Source organism: Microbacterium sp. 1.5R, assembly GCF_001889265.1.
Lineage (GTDB): Bacteria > Actinomycetota > Actinomycetes > Actinomycetales > Microbacteriaceae > Microbacterium.
In genome coordinates this window covers 1707501-1723188 of record NZ_CP018151.1, presented here as the reverse complement: position 1 = coordinate 1723188, position 15688 = coordinate 1707501, and the positions used below count along the sequence as shown (strand labels likewise).

At 66.6% G+C, this 15688-nt stretch carries 19 protein-coding genes and 2 tRNA genes; 9 read left to right on the top strand and 12 right to left on the bottom strand.

Going from position 1 to position 15688, the window contains the following annotated elements; translation table 11 throughout:
• Nucleotides 1-9: 9 nt before the first annotated feature.
• Nucleotides 10-675, bottom strand: a complete 666-nt coding sequence (locus BMW26_RS08120) for a hypothetical protein (protein ID WP_072591252.1) — start codon at nucleotides 673-675, stop codon at nucleotides 10-12.
• 51 nt (nucleotides 676-726) lie between these two features.
• Here BMW26_RS08120 and BMW26_RS08115 point away from each other — a divergent pair, with 51 nt between their 5' ends.
• Nucleotides 727-1614, top strand: coding sequence for an acyl-CoA thioesterase (locus BMW26_RS08115; protein ID WP_056278695.1), 888 nt, complete (start codon nucleotides 727-729; stop codon nucleotides 1612-1614).
• A gap of 29 nt (nucleotides 1615-1643) precedes the next feature.
• Here BMW26_RS08115 and BMW26_RS08110 read toward each other — a convergent pair whose 3' ends face one another.
• The 4 genes from BMW26_RS08110 to BMW26_RS08095 all read right to left on the bottom strand — a co-directional run bounded on the left by BMW26_RS08110 (nucleotide 1644) and on the right by BMW26_RS08095 (nucleotide 5033).
• A complete protein-coding gene (locus tag BMW26_RS08110) occupies nucleotides 1644-2132 on the bottom strand; it encodes an acyl-CoA thioesterase (RefSeq protein ID WP_056278694.1) in 489 nt (162 codons plus the stop codon).
• Nucleotides 2133-2139: 7 nt separating this feature from the next.
• Nucleotides 2140-3819: an energy-dependent translational throttle protein EttA gene (ettA, locus tag BMW26_RS08105; RefSeq protein WP_053096025.1), complete on the bottom strand. Its 1680-nt coding sequence runs from the start codon at nucleotides 3817-3819 to the stop codon at nucleotides 2140-2142.
• Nucleotides 3820-3902: 83 nt separating this feature from the next.
• A complete protein-coding gene (locus tag BMW26_RS17755) occupies nucleotides 3903-4406 on the bottom strand; it encodes a DUF6993 domain-containing protein (RefSeq protein WP_072591251.1) in 504 nt (167 codons plus the stop codon).
• 81 nt (nucleotides 4407-4487) lie between these two features.
• Nucleotides 4488-5033 (bottom strand): single-stranded DNA-binding protein, encoded by a 546-nt coding sequence (locus tag BMW26_RS08095; RefSeq protein ID WP_072591250.1) that lies wholly within the window; start codon nucleotides 5031-5033, stop codon nucleotides 4488-4490.
• 202 nt (nucleotides 5034-5235) lie between these two features.
• Between BMW26_RS08095 and BMW26_RS08090 the strand changes: the two genes are divergently transcribed.
• Complete coding sequence (locus tag BMW26_RS08090) at nucleotides 5236-5505, top strand: hypothetical protein (RefSeq protein ID WP_053096023.1); 270 nt, start codon at nucleotides 5236-5238, stop codon at nucleotides 5503-5505.
• A 24-nt stretch (nucleotides 5506-5529) separates the two neighbouring features.
• On the opposite strand, the gene BMW26_RS08085 is transcribed toward BMW26_RS08090, so the two are convergent.
• A tRNA-Arg gene (locus tag BMW26_RS08085) sits at nucleotides 5530-5605 on the bottom strand.
• A 59-nt stretch (nucleotides 5606-5664) separates the two neighbouring features.
• Here BMW26_RS08085 and orn point away from each other — a divergent pair.
• The 6 genes from orn (at nucleotide 5665) to BMW26_RS08055 (ending at nucleotide 8320) form a co-directional block, all read left to right on the top strand.
• The gene (gene orn, locus BMW26_RS08080) at nucleotides 5665-6291 is read left to right on the top strand and encodes an oligoribonuclease (protein WP_053096022.1); all 627 of its coding nucleotides are present in this window, start codon (nucleotides 5665-5667) and stop codon (nucleotides 6289-6291) included.
• Between the two features lie 36 nt (nucleotides 6292-6327).
• Nucleotides 6328-6403 (top strand) — tRNA-His (locus BMW26_RS08075).
• A 125-nt stretch (nucleotides 6404-6528) separates the two neighbouring features.
• The gene (locus BMW26_RS08070) at nucleotides 6529-7158 is read left to right on the top strand and encodes a LysE family transporter (RefSeq protein ID WP_072591249.1); all 630 of its coding nucleotides are present in this window, start codon (nucleotides 6529-6531) and stop codon (nucleotides 7156-7158) included.
• A 36-nt stretch (nucleotides 7159-7194) separates the two neighbouring features.
• Nucleotides 7195-7542, top strand: a complete 348-nt coding sequence (locus BMW26_RS08065) for a metallopeptidase family protein (RefSeq protein ID WP_056278692.1) — start codon at nucleotides 7195-7197, stop codon at nucleotides 7540-7542.
• On the top strand, nucleotides 7533-7832 hold the full coding sequence (clpS, locus tag BMW26_RS08060) for an ATP-dependent Clp protease adapter ClpS (protein WP_072591248.1): 300 nt from the start codon (nucleotides 7533-7535) through the stop codon (nucleotides 7830-7832). The genes BMW26_RS08065 and clpS overlap by 10 nt, the downstream gene beginning before the upstream one ends.
• Nucleotides 7829-8320, top strand: a complete 492-nt coding sequence (locus BMW26_RS08055; RefSeq protein WP_083569328.1) for a DUF2017 family protein — start codon at nucleotides 7829-7831, stop codon at nucleotides 8318-8320. Before clpS ends, BMW26_RS08055 begins: the two co-directional genes overlap by 4 nt.
• 1 nt (nucleotide 8321) lies before the next feature.
• Here BMW26_RS08055 and BMW26_RS08050 read toward each other — a convergent pair whose 3' ends face one another.
• From BMW26_RS08050 to gatC, 6 genes are read right to left on the bottom strand one after another with little or no spacing between them, the layout of a single operon-like run.
• On the bottom strand, nucleotides 8322-8903 hold the full coding sequence (locus tag BMW26_RS08050) for a hypothetical protein (protein ID WP_072591246.1): 582 nt from the start codon (nucleotides 8901-8903) through the stop codon (nucleotides 8322-8324).
• On the bottom strand, nucleotides 8887-9204 hold the full coding sequence (locus BMW26_RS08045; protein WP_072591245.1) for a hypothetical protein: 318 nt from the start codon (nucleotides 9202-9204) through the stop codon (nucleotides 8887-8889). Before BMW26_RS08045 ends, BMW26_RS08050 begins: the two co-directional genes overlap by 17 nt.
• 37 nt (nucleotides 9205-9241) lie before the next feature.
• Entirely contained in the window at nucleotides 9242-10498 is a 1257-nt protein-coding gene (dinB, locus tag BMW26_RS08040) for a DNA polymerase IV (protein WP_072591244.1), read from the bottom strand.
• 47 nt (nucleotides 10499-10545) lie between these two features.
• Nucleotides 10546-12060, bottom strand: coding sequence for an Asp-tRNA(Asn)/Glu-tRNA(Gln) amidotransferase subunit GatB (gatB, locus tag BMW26_RS08035; RefSeq protein ID WP_072591243.1), 1515 nt, complete (start codon nucleotides 12058-12060; stop codon nucleotides 10546-10548).
• A complete protein-coding gene (gatA, locus tag BMW26_RS08030) occupies nucleotides 12060-13577 on the bottom strand; it encodes an Asp-tRNA(Asn)/Glu-tRNA(Gln) amidotransferase subunit GatA (RefSeq protein WP_072591242.1) in 1518 nt (505 codons plus the stop codon). Before gatA ends, gatB begins: the two co-directional genes overlap by 1 nt.
• Nucleotides 13574-13873 (bottom strand): Asp-tRNA(Asn)/Glu-tRNA(Gln) amidotransferase subunit GatC, encoded by a 300-nt coding sequence (gene gatC, locus BMW26_RS08025; protein ID WP_053096012.1) that lies wholly within the window; start codon nucleotides 13871-13873, stop codon nucleotides 13574-13576. The genes gatA and gatC overlap by 4 nt, the downstream gene beginning before the upstream one ends.
• Nucleotides 13874-13940: 67 nt before the next feature.
• On the opposite strand from gatC, the gene BMW26_RS08020 reads away from it, so the two are divergent.
• Complete coding sequence (locus BMW26_RS08020) at nucleotides 13941-15641, top strand: long-chain-fatty-acid--CoA ligase (protein ID WP_053096011.1); 1701 nt, start codon at nucleotides 13941-13943, stop codon at nucleotides 15639-15641.
• Nucleotides 15642-15688 lie beyond the last annotated feature (47 nt).

Below are 15688 nucleotides of genomic sequence, written 5' to 3'. Positions count from 1 at the left end.
CGTACCCGTCTACTGTGCGGAGCCCGTACCCCTGACGGCGGTCAGCCCTGAGGCGACGGGACCTCGGGAGAGGACGTGTCCGCGACGGAAGGCGAGCCGAGTCCATCGCCCCGACTGCATGACAGGAACGTCCTCCTCGCCGGAGATGAAGCCGAACGCGTCCGCCGCGAATGCCACTCCGCGGGGCAGACCGCCGAGATCGTCATCGGGCTCGCCCCAGATGGCCGCACGGAGGGCTCTGACGGCCTCCTCGCCCGCGCCCGGCGTCGCTCCACGAGCGACGGCGCTGATCCCCCACTGGGCGCGTCGGGCGATCACGGATGCCGGCAGGGTCGACGTCGCCCGCCAGTGACCGCGCGGCGGGGCGACCCCGGCCCACGCGGGTGAGAGCCCGGTCTCCGGCAGCGTCAGGGCGCGCTCGTCGTCCGTCGCTGTGAGCGCGGCGACGACGACGTCGCACTCGAGCTCGGGGTCCGCCTGGACGACTCGCATCGCCAGCACCGTCGGAGTCTGATCGAACAGGCCGTGGGGGGAGAGCGCGGCGCCCGTCAGCGCGAGAACTCCCCGCGCTGCCTGCAGCCGAACCCCTTCATCGGAGATGCGGGTCGCTCGTCCGAGGAAGGTCAGAACGTCCTTCGCGGTCTCGGCGTCTGCGAGAAGAAGCTGGTGGGGCACACCCTCTAAACTAGCAACGCCAGAAGCATCCGCAGTCGCGGGAAGGAAGTCATGACCGCCGACGCCCACGCGATCCGCACCGTCGAACAACTCCTCGACGTGCTCGATCTCGACTCGACGCAGGCACGCACCACCGAGGACATCTTCACCGGTTCGTCGCATCCGATGCCGTCCGGACGGATCTACGGTGGCCAGGTGCTCGCGCAGAGCCTGCTCGCCGCGGAGCGCACGCTTCCGGAGGATCGGGCTGTCCACTCCATGCACGGCTACTTCCTGCGGCCGGGCGACGCGAGTCAGGGAATCACGATCGCCGTGGATCGCATCCACGACGGGCGATCCTTCTCGACTCGCCGATCACAGGCCTATCAGAACGGCGTACCGATCTTCTCGATGATCGCGTCCTTCCAGGACGAGGATCCGGGACTCGAGCATGCCGTCCCCATGCCCGCCGATGTCCCCGGTCCCGACTCCTTGCTCCCCGATGAGCAGCGCGTCGACGGTCTGCCGTCCGGCGTCGTGCGGATGCTCAGTGATCGCGCGGCCGACGTGCGCCATATCGACTCGCCTCTGTTTCTGCCGAGCGCAGACGACCGCGTCCCTCAACAGGGTGTGTGGATGCGAATGAAGGCGCCGCTTCCCGATGACCAGCGCATCCATAGGGCGGCTCTCGCATACCTGAGCGACATGACGATCCAGGAATCGATCCTCCGGGCCCATGGCGTCTATTGGGGCCTGCCCGGGCTCAAGGTGGCGAGCCTGGACCACGCGATGTGGTGGCACCGTCCCGCACGTGTCGACGAGTGGTTGCTCTATCTGCAGGAGTCCCCGAACGCGCGCGGCGGCCGTGGACTCGCCCAGGGACGCATCTACACGCAGTCGGGCGACCTCGTCGCCTCGGTCGCGCAGGAGATCATGGTCAGGGTGCCCGCACCGGCGTGATCCGGCCGGCGCCGACGAGTCAGCTCACCTCACCGGTGGGCGTACTCGATGGACGGCCCGACGTACGGTTCCCAGGCCTCGCGCATCTCCTGCGTGAGCCGCGTGGGTCGTCCGGTCTTCGCATCGACGAGCACGATGATGGCGGTGGAGCGCGCATAGATCGTACGAGGTTCCGCCGTCGGGTCGTTGTGCACCTCGTAGCAGACCTCGACGCTGGAGCCGCCGAGCTTGCCGAACCACATCTGCACTTCGAGCGGGCGCCGTTGATAAGGCACCGGTGCGAGATACTCGATCTCCTGACGAGCGATGAGCGTCAGCGTTCCCTCGTCGATGCCTGAGTCGAGCACAGCCGTGGATGGCGCCTGCTCACCGGGACCCGCACGCCAGAACGCGCGTACGCGCGCCTCCTCGAGGAGCTTCAGCATCGAGGTGTTGTTGACGTGATTGAAGGCGTCCAGATCCCCCCAGCGGAGGTGGATCGGGATGTGCAGCCGGGATCCCGGTGTCAGGTCGGACATCGGGCGGTCAGTCGCGCGTGAGCTTGCGGTGCGTCGAGCGGTGCGGCTTCGCCGCGTCTGCACCGAGGCGCTGAATCTTGTTCTCCTCGTACGCCTCGAAGTTGCCCTCGAACCAGTACCACTGGTCGGGCTTCTCGTCGGTACCCTCGTACGCGAGGATGTGCGTCGCGATGCGGTCGAGGAACCACCGGTCGTGGGTGATCACGACTGCACAGCCGGGGAACTCGAGCAGCGCGTTCTCGAGGGAGCTCAGCGTCTCGACGTCCAGGTCGTTGGTGGGCTCGTCGAGCAGCAGCAGGTTGCCGCCCTCTTTCAGGGTGAGGGCCAGGTTCAGTCGGTTGCGCTCACCACCGGAGAGCACACCGGCCTTCTTCTGCTGGTCCGGTCCCTTGAAGCCGAACTTCGAGACGTACGCGCGCGAGGGGATCTCCGTCTTGCCCACGGTGATGAAGTCGAGCCCGTCGGAGACGACCTCCCACAGCGTCTTGTCCGGGTCGATGTTCGACCGGGACTGGTCGACGTAGCTGATCTTGACCGTCTCACCGATCTTGAGATCGCCCGCGTCGAGCGGCTCGAGGCCGACGATCGTCTTGAACAGCGTCGTCTTACCCACACCGTTCGGGCCGATCACGCCGACGATGCCGTTCGGCGGAAGGCTGAAGCTGAGGCCGTCGATGAGCGAACGCCCGTCGAACCCCTTCTTCAGGTTCTTCGCGTCGATGACGACACTCCCGAGTCGGGGACCCGCCGGGATCGTGATCTCCTCGAAGTCCAGCTTCCTGGTCCGCTCTGCCTCGGTCGCCATCTCCTCGTACCGCGCGAGACGTGCCTTGGACTTGGTCTGACGGCCCTTCGCGCTCGAACGCACCCACTCGAGCTCCTCCTTGAGGCGCTTGGCGAGCTTGGCGTCCTTCTTGCCCTGGATCTCGAGGCGTTCGCCCTTCTTCTCCAGATAGGTCGAGTAGTTGCCCTCGTACCCGATGAGCCGACCACGGTCGACCTCGGCGATCCACTCGGCGACGTGGTCGAGGAAGTACCGGTCGTGGGTGATCGCGATCACCGCGCCCTTGTACGCCTGCAGGTGCTGTTCGAGCCAGAGCACGCTCTCGGCGTCCAGGTGGTTGGTGGGCTCGTCGAGCAGCAGAAGATCGGGCTTCTGGAGCAGGAGCTTCGCCAGCGCGACTCGGCGCTTCTCTCCACCGGAGAGAGGCGCGATGGCGGCATCGGCCGGCGGCGTGCGGAGGGCGTCCATCGCCTGCTCGAGCTGCGAGTCGAGGTCCCAGCCATCGGCTGCATCGATCTCTTCCTGCAGTGTGCCCATCTCAGCCAAAAGCGAGTCGAAGTCCGCATCCGGGTCGGCCATCAGCATCGAGATCTCGTTGAAGCGGTCGACCTTCGCCTTGATGGCGATGCCGTCCTGGATGTTCTCGATGACGGTCTTGCTCTCGTCGAGCTCGGGCTCCTGCATCAGGATCCCGACGGAGAAGCCGGGAGACAGCTTCGCCTCGCCGTTGGACGGCGTGTCCATGCCGGCCATGATCTTGAGGATCGTCGACTTGCCGGCGCCGTTCGGACCCACCATGCCGATCTTGGCACCGGGGAGGAATGCCATGGTGACGTCATCGAGGATGAGCTTGTCGCCCACCGCCTTGCGCGCACGAACCATCGAGTAGATGTACTCAGCCACCGAAAACCGCTCCTTCTGTTGGCGTCGAAGATCGACACTCCAGCCTACCGGCGATCGCAGGGCTCGCTACCGGAGCCGCCGTATCACCAGTCGATTGCCCGCGTCGCACCGACGAGACAGCGCCCCTCTGCGAGCTGGGGCATCACGACGGCGACGGGCTCGCCGGTCGACGGTCCCACCTGACCGACGAGGCACTCCGCGTCGCCCCAACGCACCGCGAACTGCAGGCTCTCGACCGGGTTTCCGACCGTCGTGACGTCTGCGGTCACCTGCATGGCGGCCTTGTCGAAGCCGGCCGCTGTCAGGGCATCGATATACGCGCGGCCGGAAACCCTCTGCTCGGATGCCCATACGCCGTCGGTCACGGCTGCGAAGAGCGGCAGGTTGTCCTCCGCACTGCCGTCCGCCACGAACACGGGACCTGCCGGAGATGCCGACGGCCCCGGCGACGCAGCGGCGTCGGTCGGACCCGGTGCCGGTGCGGGCGAGGCTGTCGGACCGCACGCCGTCAGCAGCAGCACCAGAGTCGTGCCGATGCCGACTGCGATCGCTGAACGCGGTGCGGAGGAGTCCGGTCGTCGAAGCACGAACCGAGTCTACGGGCGTCCTCCTCCGCACGCGTCCGGCTCACCACGATCGAGTGCGTCGGACGCAGTCCTCACCCGCCCTCAGAACGCACCGGAACCTGAGGGGAACGAACCCACGAGGTCGCTGCCTGATCCCCCAGGCTCGGCGTCGTTCGCGGCCCACGACGTGTCGATGTCCTTCATCTCATCGCTCGAGCGCAGGCTCCCCGCGTCGTCGCTGACCGCATCCGACGGCGCCGCGCCACCTCGCGGAGGCGCGTCGACGGTCGATCTGGAACTACGGCGGTACGCGGTCGTGCCCCAGCGGAGGTCGTGGCCGATCGCATCCGCGTCGATGTCGACGCTGGTCCCCTGCTTGCCGTTGTTCTCCCAGGCGCGGATCTTCATCCTCCCGGTGACGATCACGCTGTCGCCCGCCCGCAGCGAGGCCTTGGCATGCTCTCCCAACTGGCGAAACGCCGCGACCGAATACCAGTTCGTGACCACGTCGATCCAGGTCCGCGTCGATTCGTCGAACCGCCTGTGAGTGCTGGCGAGTCGGAAGTTCGTGACAGGGATCCCGCTGGTCGTGCGCCCCTGGGTGGGATCGGTCGCAACGTTTCCCACGATCGTCACTGTGTCGTACATGTTCGCTCCTCTGTGCCCGGAACGTGCGTCCGGCTCGCTACAGAGTGCGCTCCGGCGGTGCTTCCTGCGCACGCGGAACACCAGATCCTGAACAACCAGAATCGACGTCCGCATGTGCAGAAGAACTGCGCTTGCCGCCGCATCTTGCCACCCGCGCAATGTCGGTGGTCGGTCATACGTTCGAATCAGGAAAGGAGATTCGATGTCCGCCACCCTGATCACGTCCGTCCCCGAGGTTCCCCACGCGACGCCGCGGCTGTCGGCGAAGAAGGAGCACCTGGTGCGCGCCTCAGCCCATCTCTGGCGGGTGCAGGACGCGAAGGACCGGGTCCTCGGGCATCTGCGCCTCGTCCCGGATCCCCTCGGGGTCAGGTATCGGGCGGAACGCCTCCACCTCGCCACGTCGTCTTTCCGACTCGTCGGAGACTTCTGGAGCGCAGACGATGCGGTGGCCGCGCTGCGGAACGGATGAGCCTCCGCACACGGGCCCAGGCGATGGTGCCCCCGGCAGGATTCGAACCTGCGACCAAGAGATTAGAAGGCTCCTGCTCTATCCCCTGAGCTACGGAGGCGCACAGAACTACCGTACCGCGCCCGACTCGGATGTCGGAGCCGTCGATAGGATGGCGACATGGTATCTGCCTCAGAGAACGACCGCCTCGTCTGGATCGACTGTGAGATGACCGGTCTCGATCTCTCCGTCGACGAGCTCGTCGAGATCGCCGTCGTCATCACCGATTTCGAACTGCGTCCGGTCGATCCCGGCTTCCAGATCGTGATCCGCCCGAGCGACGCAGCACTCGAGAACATGAACGACTTCGTGACGAAGATGCACGAGTCGTCCGGGCTGATCACAGAGATCCCGCATGGCGTCTCGCTGGCCGAGGCCGAGGAGCAGACCCTCGCCTACATCAAGCGGTTCGTCCCCCTCGAACGCAAGGCTCCGCTCGCAGGCAACACCATCGGCACCGACCGCATGTTCCTGGCGAAGTACATGAGCCAGGTGGACCAGTGGCTGCACTACCGCAACGTCGACGTCTCCAGCATCAAGGAGTTGTCGCGGCGGTGGTACCCGCGAGTGTTCTTCCAGGCGCCGGCGAAGGACGGCGGACACCGCGCCCTCGCGGACATCCTCGAGTCGATCCGCGAGCTGCGGTACTACCGTGAGGCGGTCTTCGTCGACGAGCCCGGACCGTCGAGTGACGACGCTCGCGACATCGCCACTCGCACCGTGTCAGAGTTCACCCCGAACATGTAATAGACTCGTCTGGTTGCCAATCGCGATTGGCACATGGTGGGTATAGCTCAGCTGGTAGAGCGCTGGCTTGTGGTGCCGGATGTCGCGGGTTCGAGTCCCGTTACTCACCCCACTCAGAAGAAGGTCCGAGTCGAGAGACTCGGACCTTCTTCTGTTCTCCTCGTCGGATGACGCCTCGGTCCTGGAGCCCAGGCGGCCGTGATCGAGAGCACGCTGAGCTGCCCCTAGGATTGCGGGGTGTCGCTCGCCGTGTGGTTCTCGCTTCTGACCGCCTGCGTGGTGATCAGCTTCACACCGGGCGCCGGTGCCATCAACACGATGTCGAACGCTCTGAGTCAGGGCTGGCGCCGATCGATCTGGGGCATCCTCGGGCAGCAGCTGGCTCTCATCCTCCATGTCGTGATCGTCGCCGCGGGCCTGGGGCTTCTCGTCTCGCAGTCCGAAGTCCTCTTCAATGTGATCAGGTATGCCGGCGCGGCGTACCTGGTCTTCCTCGGAATCCGACTGATCCTCACGAGGCCTCGACGTGCCGCCGATGAAGACGGGACGGCCGTCGACCTGCACGAGGGCCACTGGTCGATGATCAGACGCGGATTCTGGGTCAACCTGCTCAATCCCAAAGCGATCGTCTTCTTCCTCGCCTTCATCCCGCAGTTCATCCGACTGGACGAGCCCCAACTCCCCCAGTACCTCACTCTCATCGGCACCGTCATCATCGTCGACATCATGGTGATGTGGGGCTTCTTCGCCACAGCGGCCGGGCCGTTCCGCAGGCTCACGAGATCCTCGCGGGGGCAGCGGACGCTCAACAGTGTCTTCGGCGTCCTCTTCATCGCCGTCGCAGGCCTCCTCGTCTTCCTCCACTGACGCGCAGCTCCCCCAGCCGGCAATAGGCTGGAGCTGATGGAGATGGATGCAGCGGACTTCGAAGAGCTCGTGATCGACGAGCTCGATCGCCTGCCCGACGAGATGGTCGACGGGCTGGAGAACGTGGTGTTCGTCGTCGAGGATCGTCCGGAGGATGGAAGCCTCGACCTGCTCGGACTATATGACGGCTTGGCCCTCACGGAGCGAACGCAATACGGCTCCGGGGAGCTCCCGGATCGGATCGTCGTCTATCGCGAGTCTCATCTGGCCGCCTGCGACACCGATGACGAGCTTCGCGACGAGATCCACACGACCCTCGTGCACGAGATCGCGCACTTCTACGGCATCGACGACGAGCAGCTCCACACGCTGGGATGGGCATGAGTCCCCTCGCTACACCTGACATCGACGAACAGCTCGATCTCTCGGCCGCCCCGCTCGAGCCCTGGGAGGTCGTCGTGTGGAACGACCCGGTGAATCTGATGAGCTACGTCGTGCGGGTCTTCCGCACCTACTTCGGATATTCGCTCGAGCGAGCCACGATGCTGATGCGACAGGTGCACCACGACGGTCAGGCCATCGTCGCTACCGGCCCGCGCGAGACGATGGAGGTGCACGCGCAGGCGATGCACGACTGCGGCCTCTGGGCGACCGTCCGAAAGGCTTCGAGTTGACCGACCTGACCGTACGGGTGCGGATGGCCCGCGTCGAGGGTGCGCAGCTGTTGCACCTGGTCGACGACTTCCGTGAACTCGTGGGAGCGAACCGCGACGTCGAGGATCCCGCGATCGGTCGCCTGATTCCAGACCCCTATCCCGAAGACGAAGACTCGTCGCGCGCGTTCCGTGACGCGACCCGAGACGATCTCTTGGATCGACGCGCTCTGGACGCGGACATCGTCCGTACCGCACTCGCCGGGATGCGCGGGGACCTCGGCGACATGCCCCGGGACGAAGCCTTCGCAGAGCACGATCTCGACATCCCCCTGTCTGATGTCGACGCGTGGATGCGCACGCTCACCGCCCTCCGACTCGTCATCGCCGAGCGTCTCGGGATCCAGAACGATGACGATCATGATCCCGACGACCCGAGGTACGGCGTCTACGACTGGCTCGGATATCGTCTCGAGCTGACTGTCGAAGCGGCGGACCGCCTCCTCTGAGCTACGGCACTTCGACGACCCTGGTCGCCAGGGAGCGGGGATCATCGCGCGCGATGTGATCGCTTTCCTGCCGCGCCCACTGCTCCCAATGAGGCCGGTACGTCTCCCCATCCCGCGCCAGAGCCCGCGCCTTGCGGCCGGTTTCGGCGGACTCGATCCAGACGCGCACGTCCGCGATCGCCGCGGTGGCCGGCGTCAGTATCCCGCTCCCCTCGATGAGCACGCCCAGCGAGGGGTCTACCGCGTGAGTCTCAGCCTCGGCGCCCTTCGCCCAGTCCCAGCGTCGCCACTCCCCGAGGTACCCGCGACCATGCGGACGCAGAATACCGTTCAGTGCTCGCTCCACTCCGTCGCTGAGGCCGTCCCAACCGGGGTAGATGGAGTCGAGAGCGACGAGCTGCACCCGTCCGGCGATCGGCCAGCGCTGGACGAGCATCCGGGCGAGAGTCGTCTTACCGGCACCGCTGCGACCGTCGATGAGGACGACCGGATTGGCCGCAGACAGCATCCGGATGTCCTCGACGATCCGGGTCGCTGCGCGCTCGAGCGCGACAGCGACCGGGTCGTCACTTCTTGAGTGCACGGATGATGCGAGAGAGCGCGCGCCCGGTGACCCAGATGAACGGCACGGCGACGACGAGCAGCGTCACGATGTTGGGCTCGAATCGGAGTCCCTCCTCGCGGCGGACGTAGACGCCGACCGGAACGGAGGCACCGCCGCCACCACCGCCTTCGGCGCCGTCACCGCTGCCTCCGCCGAAGCCGGAGTAGGTGAAAGCGACAGGAGTGATGCTCACTCCATCGACATCCTGCTGTTCGCCGTACGCGCTCTTCACGCCGAACGCGGCGGCCTGCTTTCCGAGTTCCAGTGCAATGTTGGGCATGGCTCCACGCTAGTCCAGGAATCGTCCGCGACAAGCGTCAATCCAGTCCATGGGCCTTGGGATGCTGGGCAGCACCGCGGCCGTCACCGCGCCCTATGTGGCGCGCTCGACTGATCGTGGCGCTCCCGAACCGTGCCACGGCGTCGTCGACCGCGCCCTCGACGCGTCGCCAGTCCTCATCGTCGTCCCACAGGCCGAACCCGCCACCGCCGGCGGGACGCAGCTTCTCTGCGCGCACCCCGACGAGCCGCACAGGATCGCGTCGCTCGATCTGATCGAAGAGCGTCTGAGCCGCTTCGCCGATGCGCTGCCCCACCGCGGTGGGTTCCGGGAGCGTCTGTGAACGGCTGATGGTGCGGAAGTCGTCGAACCTGATCTTGATGGCGACGGTCGAGGTCTCCCACTCTGCTTTCCGCAGACGCGCCGCGACGCGGTCCGCGAGGCGCAGCAGCTCAGCCCTGAGGAACGATCGGTCCATGATGTCCGTGTCGAAGGTCTCCTCGTGCCCGATGCTCTTCTCCACCCGCTCGGTCTCGACTGCACGGGGGTCCTCCCCGCGGGCGAGTTCCGAGAGCCGAGCGCTCAGAGCCGGTCCGACGGCACGGTCGAGAATCGCCCGCGACGAGGTGCGGATGTCCCGCACTGTGCGAATTCCTCGTCCCTCCAGCGCTTCGGCGGCTTTCGGGCCCACACCCCACATCGCACGCACTGGGCGCGGATCGAGGAAGTCCTGGGTTTCCGATGCGGCGATGACCAGCATCCCGTCAGGTTTCGAGATCGTCGAGGCCATCTTCGCCACATGCTTGGTCGCAGCGACGCCGACGCTGCAGGTGATCCCGACCTCTTCTCTGACTCGCTCGCGAACGAGGTACGCGATTCTCGCAGGGCTCCCCCACAGACGTCGGACGCCCCGCACATCGAGAAACGCCTCGTCGACAGAGAGCGGCTCGACGAGAGGCGTGAACGACTCGAAGATCGCCATGACCTGTCGCGAGACGGCGTGGTATCGATGGAAATGCGGAGGGACGATGCGCGCAGAAGGACACAGGCGCAGAGCCTGAGAGACCGGCATAGCTGCGCGAACGCCGTAGCGACGAGCCTCGTACGAGGCGCTCGACACCACCGAGCGACCGTCAGGCGCTCCGATGATCAACGGCAGTCCTCGCAGGCTCGGATCATCGAGCACCTCGACGGCCGCGTAGAACGCATCCATATCGACGTGCAGGATGCTCGTGCCGGTGTCGTCGGCATCCGCGGACGACACGATGCGCCCTCTGCCGTCACCGTGACCCATGACACCATTCTCCCCCGGGCCTCGGACATGAGGCCCGGGGGAATCGGTTACTGCGCAGCGCGCTCGAGGACGAGTTCGCGGACACGGGCGGCGTCCGCCTGGCCCTTCATCGCCTTCATCACAGCGCCGATAACGGCCCCGGCGGCCTGGACCTTTCCGTCCTTGATCTTGGCCAGCACATCGGGCTGCGCTGCGAGTGCGTCGTCGATCGCTGCGATCAGCGCACCGTCATCCGAGACGACCGCGAGTCCGCGGCCGTCGACGACCTCCTGAGGCGTGCCCTCGCCCGCGATGACGCCCTCGAGCACCTGACGCGCGAGCTTGTCTGTGAGCGTTCCGGCGTCGACGAGTTTCTGCAGGGCCGCGACGTTCTCCGGCGAGACCAGCTCGGTGACGTCCTTCTCCTGTGAGTTGGCGAGGCGCGTGATCTCGCCCGTCCACCACTTCCGGGCCGTCGCCGGAGTCGCGCCGGCGGCGATCGTCGCTTCGACGACCTCCAGCAGCCCTCCATTGCGCACGTCCTGGAACTCCAGGTCCGTGAAGCCCCACTCGGCCATCAGACGGCGTCGACGGGCGACGGGCTGTTCCGGGAGCTCGGCACGCAGGGCTTCGATCAGCTCTGCTGCAGGCTCCACCGGCAGGAGGTCGGGCTCAGGGAAGTAGCGATAGTCGTCCGCATCCGACTTCGGACGACCGGGCGAGGTCGTCCCGGTGTCCTCGTGCCAGTGTCGCGTCTCCTGAGTGATGGCCCCGCCATCGGCGAGGATCTGCGCCTGACGCTGGATCTCGTACCGGACGGCACGCTCGACCGAGCGCATCGAGTTGACGTTCTTCGTCTCGGTGCGGGTGCCCAGCTTCTCCTGTCCGCGGGGACGCAGCGACACGTTCGCGTCGCAGCGCAGGTTGCCTCGTTCCAGACGCGCCTCGGAGATCCCGAGGCTGCGCACGATGTCACGGATCGTCGCGACGTATGCCTTGGCGACCTCGGGGGCGCGGTGCTCGGTGCCGAAGATCGTCTTCGTCACGATCTCGACGAGCGGCACACCGGCGCGGTTGTAGTCGACGAGCGAGTATTCGGCTCCCTGGATGCGTCCGGTCGCGCCACCCATGTGGGTGAGCTTGCCGGCGTCCTCCTCCATGTGGGCGCGCTCGATGGGGATCTGCACGATCGTGCCGTCCTCGAGCTCCACCTCGACGGAACCCTCGAACGCGATCGGCTCGTCGTACTGGGAGATCTGGTAGTTCTTGCCGAGATCCGGGTAGAAGTAGTTCTTCCGGGCGAAGCGGCTCGACGGTGCGATCGAGCATCCGAGAGCGAGACCGAGACTGATCGACGAACGGATCGCCGTCTCGTTCACGACCGGGAGCGATCCGGGCAGGCCCAGATCCACCGGCGCGATCAGCGTGTTGGGCTCGGCGGCGTGGTAGAGCTCGTTCGCCGGGTTCGGCGCGTCCGAGAACATCTTGGTGTGCGTGTTGAGCTCGACGTGGACCTCGAACCCGAGCACGGGCTCGTACAGTTCGAGCGCCTTGTCGAAGTCCATGAGCTTGGCGGTGGCCATCAGCGGGTCCCTCCCACGAGCTGGGGTGCACGCGTGAGAAGCGGCGCTCCCCACGAATCGACGAGCAGCGTCTCGACGGCGGCGCCCACCTTGTAGAGTCGCGCATCCTCCCGCGCCGGTGCGATGAACTGGATGCCGACGGGCAATCCGTCTTCCGACGCGAGTCCGCTGGGGACCGAGATGCCGGGAACGCCCGCGAGGTTGACGGGAATGGTCGTGATGTCGTTCAGATACATCTGCAGCGGATCGTCGATCTTCTCGCCGATCTTGAACGCAGTGGTCGGAGCCGAGGGCGTCGCGATGACGTCGACCTCCGCGAAGGCGTTCGCGAAGTCCTGCTGAATGAGCGTGCGCACCTTCTGAGCACTGCCGTAGTACGCGTCGTAGTAGCCGGCCGACAGCGCGTAGGTGCCGAGGATGATGCGTCGCTTCACCTCGTCGCCGAACCCGGCGTCACGCGTGGCGGACATGACGTCCTCGACGGTGGGGGTGCCGTGGGGCGTGACGCGCAGGCCGAAACGCACCGAGTCGAACTTCGCGAGGTTGCTCGACGCCTCCGCAGGCAGGATCAGGTAGTAGGCCGCGACGCCGTACTCGAAGTGCGGAGCGCCGATCTCGACGATCTCCGCGCCCTGCGCCTCCATCACCGCGAGCGCGCTGCGGAACGATTCCGCGACACCGGGCTGGAACCCGCTGTCCGGCAGCTCTCGGATGACACCGACCTTGAGCCCCTTGAGCACGTCACCGCGCGCGCCCTCACGGGCCGCGTCAGCGAATGAGGGCCACACGTCACGCAAAGACGTGGAGTCCTTCGGGTCGTGCCCGCCGATCGCATCGTGCAGGAGACCCGCGTCGAGCACTGTACGCGTGACGGGTCCGACCTGGTCGAGGCTGGAGGCGAGTGCGATGGCCCCGTAGCGGCTGACGCCGCCGTAGGTCGGCTTGACGCCCACCGTGCCGGTGACATGAGCAGGCTGACGGATCGAGCCGCCGGTGTCGGAGCCGAGTGCCAGCGGAGCCTCGAAAGCGGCGACTGCTGCCGCCGATCCGCCGCCGGAACCGCCCGGGATCCGGTCGAGGTCCCACGGGTTGCGGGTGGGACCGTAGGCGGAGTGCTCTGTCGAGGACCCCATGGCGAACTCGTCCATGTTGGTCTTGCCGAGCGGGATCAGCCCCGCCGCGCGCGAGCGGGCGACGACCGTGGCGTCGTACGGCGAGCGGTAGCCCTCGAGGATCCGCGAGCCGCTCGTCGTCGGCTGGTCGGTCGTCACGAGGACGTCCTTGATCGCGAGCGGCACGCCGGCGATCGGGCCGAGCTGCTCACCCGCCGCACGCTGGGCGTCGACAGCGGCGGCCGCCTCGAGCGCACCCTCGTTGATGTGCAGGAAGGCATGAACGTCGCCGTCGACGGCTGCGATGCGGTCGAGGTGAGCGCGAGTGGCCTCGACGCTCGAGATCTCGCGGCTGGCGAGCTTGTCGGCAAGCTCCGCCGCAGTCATGCGGATGATGTCGCTCACTGCTCTTCTCCCAGGATCGCGGTGACGCGGAATCGGCCGTCGGCCTGATCCGGCGCGTTCTGGAGCACCTGCTCGTGTGTGAGGGTCTCGCCCACCACATCGGGACGGTAGACGTTGCTCAGCGGAATCGGATGACTCGTCGCTGCGATGTCGGGGCCTGCGACCTCCGACACCTTCGCGATGTTGTCGACGATGGCATCGAGCTGGCCCGTGAGTCGGGACACCTCGTCGTCGTTGAGCTGGATGCGCGCGAGCACGCCGAGATGACGCACGAGATCAGGGGTGATTTCAGACACGGCCCCAGTCTAGTTGCCGTGCTCACCGGGTCCCTGCAGTCCGGCGAAGCCGCCCTATGCTGGGCGGGTGAGCTCGTACCAGCCTCCTCGCCCATGGATCGCCAGCTATGCCGCAGGCGTCCCGGAAGACCTCTCCCCCGTGTCCGGATCGCTGGTCGACATCGTCGCCGCGTCCGCCCGCGACTACCCGGATGCCCCCGCCCTGCAGTTCTTCGGTCGTGAGACGTCGTACTCAGAACTGCAGAATGCGATCGACCGAGCAGCCGCAGGACTGCGCGACCTCGGCGTGCGGGCGGGCGATCCCGTGGCGATCGTGCTTCCGAACTGTCCGCAGCACATCGTGGCGTTCTACGCGGTGCTCCGTCTCGGCGCCGTCGTCGTCGAGCACAACCCGCTCTACACCCCGCGCGAGCTGCGGAAGCAGTTCGAGGACCATGGCGCGAAGCACGCGATCGTGTGGAACAAGGTCGTCGCCACGGTGCAGGAGTTCCCCGCCGACCTCGCCGTGACGAACCTCATCTCCGTCGATGTGACGCGCGCGATGCCCCTTCTCACTCGTGTGGCGCTACGGCTGCCGGTGGCGAAGGCCCGTGAGTCTCGCGCCGCTCTGACCGAGAAGGTGCGAGGAACCGTCACCTGGGACTCGCTGGTGCAGTCCGCCCCGATCCCTGCCGCGCACCCGAAGCCCGCCACCGACGACCTCGCGATCATCCAATACACGTCCGGCACGACGGGAACCCCCAAGGGCGCCGCCCTGACCCACGGCAACCTGCTCGCGAACGCCGCGCAGTCGCAGGCATGGGTTCCGTCGATCCAGCGCGGCAAGGGCTGCGTCGTGTACGCGGTGCTGCCGATGTTCCACGCATACGGTCTGACGCTCTGCCTGACGTTCGCGATGTCCATGGGTGCGCGCCTGGTGCTCTTCCCGAAGTTCGATCCGGATCTCGTGCTCGACGTGATGAAGAAGCACCCCGCCACCTTCCTTCCCCTCGTGCCCCCGATCGCCGACCGCCTGCTGTCGGCGGCGAAGGCGAAGGATGTCTCGCTCGACGGCATCGAGGTCGCGATCTCCGGTGCCATGGCTTTGCCGCACGAACTCGTGGTGCCGTTCGAGGCGGCGACGCATGGCTTCCTCGTCGAGGGATACGGACTCAGCGAGTGCTCCCCCGTGTTGATGGCGAACCCCGTAGCTGACAACCGCGTGCCCGGCACCGTGGGACTTCCTCTTCCGGGAACCGAATGCCGCGTCGTCGATCCCGAGAACCCGACCGTCGACGTTCCTGAGGGATCCGCGGGCGAGCTCCTGGTGCGCGGCCCCCAGGTGTTCTCCGGCTACTACGGCAAGCCGGAGGAGACGGAGGCCGTCTTCGTCGACGGCTGGTTCCGCACCGGTGACATCGTGACGGTCGATGAGGCGGGTTTCATCCGGATCGTCGACCGCATCAAGGAGCTGATCATCACCGGCGGCTTCAATGTGGCCCCCACCGAGGTCGAGAGCGCTCTGCGTCAGCATCCTCAGGTCGTGGACGCTGCCGTGGTCGGTCTGCCGAGCGACCACTCCGGCGAGGAGGTCGTCGCCGCGATCGTCGTCGACGCGGGGGCAGACGTCGACGTCGAAGCGATCCGCGAGTATGCGCGCAGCATCCTCACCCCGTACAAGGTTCCGCGGCGTCTGTTCATCGTCGACGAGCTGCCCAAATCGCTGATCGGCAAGGTGCTGCGTCGCCAGGTCAAGGAGAGACTGCTCACTCTGACTTCCGGCTCCTGAGGGCGCCCTCACAGGCGCGGAATCCCGCGAAGCGCTACCCTTGGTCA